This window comes from Candidatus Schekmanbacteria bacterium (genome assembly GCA_003695725.1).
Classification (GTDB): Bacteria; Schekmanbacteria; GWA2-38-11; order GWA2-38-11; family J061; genus J061.
The window spans coordinates 1-5,024 of record RFHX01000219.1 but is presented as its reverse complement, the minus strand read 5'-3'; the positions used below and the strand labels follow the sequence as shown (position 1 = coordinate 5,024).

6 protein-coding genes are annotated in these 5,024 nt (G+C 35.3%); 2 read left to right on the top strand and 4 right to left on the bottom strand.

Going from position 1 to position 5,024, the window contains the following annotated elements; all coding sequences use genetic code 11:
- Both D6734_08550 and D6734_08545 read right to left on the bottom strand, forming a co-directional pair.
- The coding region (locus tag D6734_08550; GenBank protein RMF94105.1) for a hypothetical protein at window positions 1–334 on the bottom strand (334 nt) is incomplete at its 3' end.
- A 99-nt stretch (window positions 335–433) separates the two neighbouring features.
- Window positions 434–841, bottom strand: a complete 408-nt coding sequence (locus tag D6734_08545; protein RMF94104.1) for a hypothetical protein — start codon at window positions 839–841, stop codon at window positions 434–436.
- Window positions 842–1,144: 303 nt separating this feature from the next.
- Here D6734_08545 and D6734_08540 point away from each other — a divergent pair, with 303 nt between their 5' ends.
- Complete coding sequence (locus D6734_08540; protein RMF94103.1) at window positions 1,145–2,422, top strand: hypothetical protein; 1,278 nt, start codon at window positions 1,145–1,147, stop codon at window positions 2,420–2,422.
- A 9-nt stretch (window positions 2,423–2,431) separates the two neighbouring features.
- Here D6734_08540 and D6734_08535 read toward each other — a convergent pair whose 3' ends face one another.
- Window positions 2,432–3,130, bottom strand: a complete 699-nt coding sequence (locus D6734_08535) for a cytidylate kinase-like family protein (GenBank protein RMF94102.1) — start codon at window positions 3,128–3,130, stop codon at window positions 2,432–2,434.
- Window positions 3,131–3,260: 130 nt separating this feature from the next.
- On the opposite strand from D6734_08535, the gene purD reads away from it, so the two are divergent.
- The gene (purD, locus tag D6734_08530) at window positions 3,261–4,532 is read left to right on the top strand and encodes a phosphoribosylamine--glycine ligase (protein ID RMF94101.1); all 1,272 of its coding nucleotides are present in this window, start codon (window positions 3,261–3,263) and stop codon (window positions 4,530–4,532) included.
- 12 nt (window positions 4,533–4,544) lie between these two features.
- Here purD and D6734_08525 read toward each other — a convergent pair.
- A partial coding sequence (locus D6734_08525; protein RMF94100.1) for a hypothetical protein occupies window positions 4,545–5,024 on the bottom strand: 480 nt, incomplete at its 5' end.

The following is a 5,024-nucleotide window of genomic DNA, read 5'->3' as shown; positions in this document are numbered from 1 at the left end:
GAAATAGATTTATTGCAAAAAGGATTATCAATGCAATAAACCACCATGAATGATACATATCAAAAAGCTGTGCTTTATCAAAGATGTTGTATGCTTTTAGACCGATTTCATAAATCTTATCCATTGATTGAGGTTTATCTATAATGCCAAAAAAACTAAGAGCATTGCTAACATTGTAGCCAAGGTTTAGAATGATTTTCTGCTGTGATTCAGTGCCTTCCTGTTGAATAACAGTCCCAATTATGGAGGCAAGAGCTAATATTATTAGAAGATATATGGCTAACCTAATTGAACTTAAAAAATCTATGACTGGATTTTTTTTATCTTTTTTCACATTCACACACTCAATTCAGCAATTTTTAATTAATTTAATATTGGGGAGAGGAATAATTTCCTCTCCCCCATCATAATCAATTTCGCCAAAGAAAAAAACTTACTTCTTATGGCATTTCGTACAAACAGTTGGTGCCTTCGTTGATGGATTCTTTGCTCTCTGTTCCCTATGACAGGAAATGCATCTTACATGAAAAATGCCCTTCTTTGAGCTTGTTGGAGGATTGCCTTTGATAGCAATCTTTTTCCCCTCATCCTTTGTTTTGTCATGGCATTCTTCACATTTCCGTGGTTTTGCATCGCCTTCTCTCTTATGATGGCACTTAATACATGGCGTACCTCTGTCAATATGCGCCTTATGAGGGAAAACAACCGCTGGTTTCTTCTCCTTTACGATATCAATTGTAATTTTTTCAGGAATTTCAAATTTTTCGGCTGCAAAACCAACAGAAACTGCCATAAGAAACATTACAGCAACTGCAAAGACAAGCAAATTGGTTTTTTTCATCTCTTTATCACCTCCTTCACTCTTTTAGTTTGATAGTTGTTGTGATTTGACCAACACTATATCACGATTCTCAAACTATCCATTTTAAGTTATTGCAATATTTATGCCATTTTTTAAAAAAAATAACTTGTTGTTTTTTAATGAAATTTTTTTTAGTGTCAATTTTTTTTTTGTCATTTTTAGCATATTCAAAAGCAAAAATTGACAAAATGACCAAATTCCTGTTATCAATATCTTTAGTTTTATGAAAAATGTCTGATAATTTTTATTATCTCTTCCATATTATTTAATAGGAGGAAAACTATGAATTGCAGGAGGGCAGGAAGTCTAATATTTTTCCAGATTATGTTATTTTTCATTTTATCATTATTCCCCATTCAGGATGTTGGGAGTGCAATAAAAGTAAACCGTAGAGATTTTACTTCGAGCAATGTATGCAAAAAATGCCACACCGATATATACAAAAATTGGAAAGCTTCAATGCATTCAGCATCTATATCGGACCCTATATTCGAAGTATCTTTTATGGAAGCAATAAAAGATAAGGGGAACGAAGCAAGAAAATTTTGCCTTCAGTGTCATAGCCCTACTACAAGAGTGACAGAAGATTATGAATTGAAAGCGGACATATCGTCTGAAGGGATTACATGCTCATTCTGCCATTCCATAGACAGTATTGATATGAATCAAAATATACCTGTCATAATCAATAAACCGGGTGATACTATGAGAGGGCCTTTTGCCAATATCACTTCCCCTGCACACAAAATAAAGGAATCTAAAGTACATAGGACAGCAAAAATATGCGGCGCCTGTCATGAAATGAAGGGGAAAAATGGAGTAACCATTCTCGGCACCTATTCAGAATGGTCTGAAAGCTCATACAGCAAAGAAGGAATTAAGTGTCAAAACTGTCATATGCCAGAAATGTTCGGCATCTATGATGTAAATCAAGATGTAAAAAAGACAAACAATTTTGCTAGAGACCATTCGGTTTTTGGCGGACATTCGCAAATAAAACTAAATAAAGCCGCAACACTTTCTTCAAAAGTTGAAGATTTGGGAGATAAAATCGTTGTCAACACTACCGTTCTAAACAGAGAATCGGGGCATAAAATTCCAACTGGAATTCCCACACGAAAGATAATTCTTGAAGTCAACCTATTGAACGAAAAAGATGATGTAATCGCTTCCCAATCCAGAATATATCAAAAAGTTCTAGCAGACGAGACTGGCAAAATTTTAGACAATATAAAAGATATCTTCTTCTATGCAACAAGAGTAGTAAGTGACAATAGAATTGCCCCAAAGGAAGCGAGGAAGGAAACCTTTGAGTTTAAGAAACCAAAGGGGTTGAAGAAATATAAAATTGAAAATGTATTAAAATATCAGATGCAGACACCAGTTATTTCACTCAAAACTATGGAAGTTGAAATGGCAAGAAATCTTCACAACAGCGCTGAAATAAAAACTTCAAGTGAAGACGTACCTATCATTGTAATATTTATTATAGCATTCACTGCTGGCATCTTGATTACATATCTAATTCTAAGGGCATCTAAAAAATCAGGAAGTAGTTAAATAACTTGTTTAAATTTTAAAAAATTCTTTATAGGTAGCTACGATAAGATCAGCGGCAGATTCTATATCGATTCTGCCTGTATTGATTACGAGATGGTAAAGAGTCGGGTCGTTCCAATCTACACCATATGAATGCCGAATGTAAGTCTGTCGTCTTTTATCAATTTCTAAAATCGTATTTTTAGCTTCCTTTTCAGAAATCTTTTTTTCTTCTATTGCCCGTTTAATCCTGTAATCCAAAGGGGCTACGATTCGGACATGTAAAACATTTGTATAATCCTTCAAAATACATTGGGCTCCTCTGCCTACAACTACTGCATTACTTTTTTCAACCAACTCGCATAAAAAAGATTCTATCATCTCTCTGAAAATATCACTGTCGAGCCATCCATAAACTTCACATTCATAAGGTTTGAATCGTTTTCTTCTTCGTCTTTCTTTATCACCGTCTCCACCTGTTGCTATCGTTAAATTTTTATATCGAGCACTACTCAACACAGGGTCGATAACTCGTGAAAAGAATACACGCATAGCATTGTAGTGGTCTTGGTCATATTCTTCTACAGCTATTTCTGGAACCTTTGACTTCAAAGCAACTTCCTTGACAATCTCTCTATCGAAATAGGAGAAGGAAAGCTTCTCGGCAACAAGCTCTGCGATTTTCCGTCCACCACTTGCAAATTCCTTCGAGATAGTTATTATGCTCATCTTATTCACCTCATTTTAACTTATTGAAAAAGAAATATTTTTTAGTTATATAAATCCCTTCTTTTAATTTAATATCAGATGTGTCTGATTTCAATAATCTATAATTTGAAAAACCTATGGAGGTATATTTATGAAGGTACTTGTCGTCGGTTCCGGTGGCAGAGAACACGCATTAGTTTGGAAAATTTCACAGTCAAAGAAGGTCGAAAAAATATTCTGCGCTCCGGGTAACGGCGGCATTGCCAAAGAAGCAGAATGCATCAACATTAGTGCGGAATCAGTTGATGAGCTTGTTGAATTTTCAAAAAATGAAAAGATAGATTTAGTAGTAGTAGGGCCTGAATTGCCTCTTTCCCTTGGAATAGTCGATAAAATGAAGGCAGAGGGGATCAAAGTTTTTGGTCCATCACAAAAGGCAGCTCGACTTGAAAGCAGCAAACTGTTCTCAAAAGAGTTTATGAAGCGCCATAACATTCCAACGGCAAAATTTGAATCATTCGATGATCCTTCAGAGGCAAGAAAATATGTTCATAGCATATCTTTACCCTGTGTCATAAAAGCAGACGGACTTGCCGCCGGTAAAGGTGTTTTAATCTGTAACAATAAAAAAGAAGCAGAAGAGGCAATTGAAAAAACAATGGAAAAAAAGGAATTTGGGGAAGCAGGAAGAAAAATTCTCATTGAGGAATTTCTTGAAGGTGAAGAAGCATCATTTTTAATATTCAGTGATGGTAAAAACTTTCTTGCTATGCCCTCATCTCAAGACCATAAAAGAGTATTCGATAATGACCAAGGACTAAATACCGGGGGAATGGGAGCATATTCTCCCGCGCCCATAGTAACAGACGATGTGAAGAAATTAATTATAGACAATATAATAGAGCCAACCATTTCAGGTATGAGCTCAGAAGGAACTCCCTATAAAGGGATTTTATATGCAGGGCTTATGATTAAGAATGGGAAGCCCTTTGTTCTTGAATTCAATGTTCGATTTGGTGACCCTGAAGCACAACCAATACTAATGCGTCTTGATAGTGACATTATAGATATATTTAATGAATGTATAGAAGGAGATGTAAGCAAAATAACCCCTAAATGGAATAGCAATGCGGCAGTTTGTGTTGTCCTTGCTTCTGGAGGGTACCCACAGAGTTATGAAAAAGGGAAAATTATTACAGGGCTGGAAAAGCTTGAAAATAGAAAAGATGTTAAAGTCTTTCACGCTGGAACTAAATATGACGGCAAAAACTATGTCACATCAGGGGGAAGAGTTTTAGGCGTAACAGCTCTTGGAAACTCGATTCCCGAAGCTATCGATAATGCTTACAGTGCCGTATCTCTAATCTCCTTCGAAAAAATGCATTTTAGAAAAGATATTGGCAAAAAAGCGCTTAGTAAGTAAGTTTACAAAACATCACTCAGTTGATTCATAATAAGAGCATCTGATTAGTTTAAACAGCATTCTCGATGAAAGCACAAAAATCGACACTGTGCGGCGGATATAAGCTGCAAACAAGCAATTGCCGGCCTTTTCTGGATATATTTCTCTCATAACCTTTGGGCGGGGAAATATTGATTCAAAAAAGAATTTCAACTTTCCAAAAAAATTACCTTTTGTTTGCAACATTAAAAGTTCAAAGTATTGTCCAATTTCACTCCCTTCACTCATTAAATGATAAATTTTTCTACCAAACCACCGCTCATTGAATCCATTTTTCAAAATATCCAAAACATCATCATTGATGGCTGCCAAATTGTTTTCCCTTACATACTTCAATGAATAATAAAGGGGGACATAGGCATTGATTTTTCTTGTCAGGATAAAAAGTTTTTCAAAAAATGATTCATTTTTATTCTCAGAAACGATTCCTGCGATATCAATACTCCACATTAG

What these genes read in the sequence shown, in the direction of transcription:
- D6734_08545 (RMF94104.1), bottom strand. Translation starts at nt 841, where the DNA reads ATGAAAAAAACCAATTTGCTTGTCTTTGCAGTTGCTGTAATGTTTCTT.
- D6734_08540 (RMF94103.1), top strand. Translation starts at nt 1,145, where the DNA reads ATGAATTGCAGGAGGGCAGGAAGTCTAATATTTTTCCAGATTATGTTA.
- D6734_08535 (RMF94102.1), bottom strand. Translation starts at nt 3,130, where the DNA reads ATGAGCATAATAACTATCTCGAAGGAATTTGCAAGTGGTGGACGGAAA.
- purD (RMF94101.1), top strand. Translation starts at nt 3,261, where the DNA reads ATGAAGGTACTTGTCGTCGGTTCCGGTGGCAGAGAACACGCATTAGTT.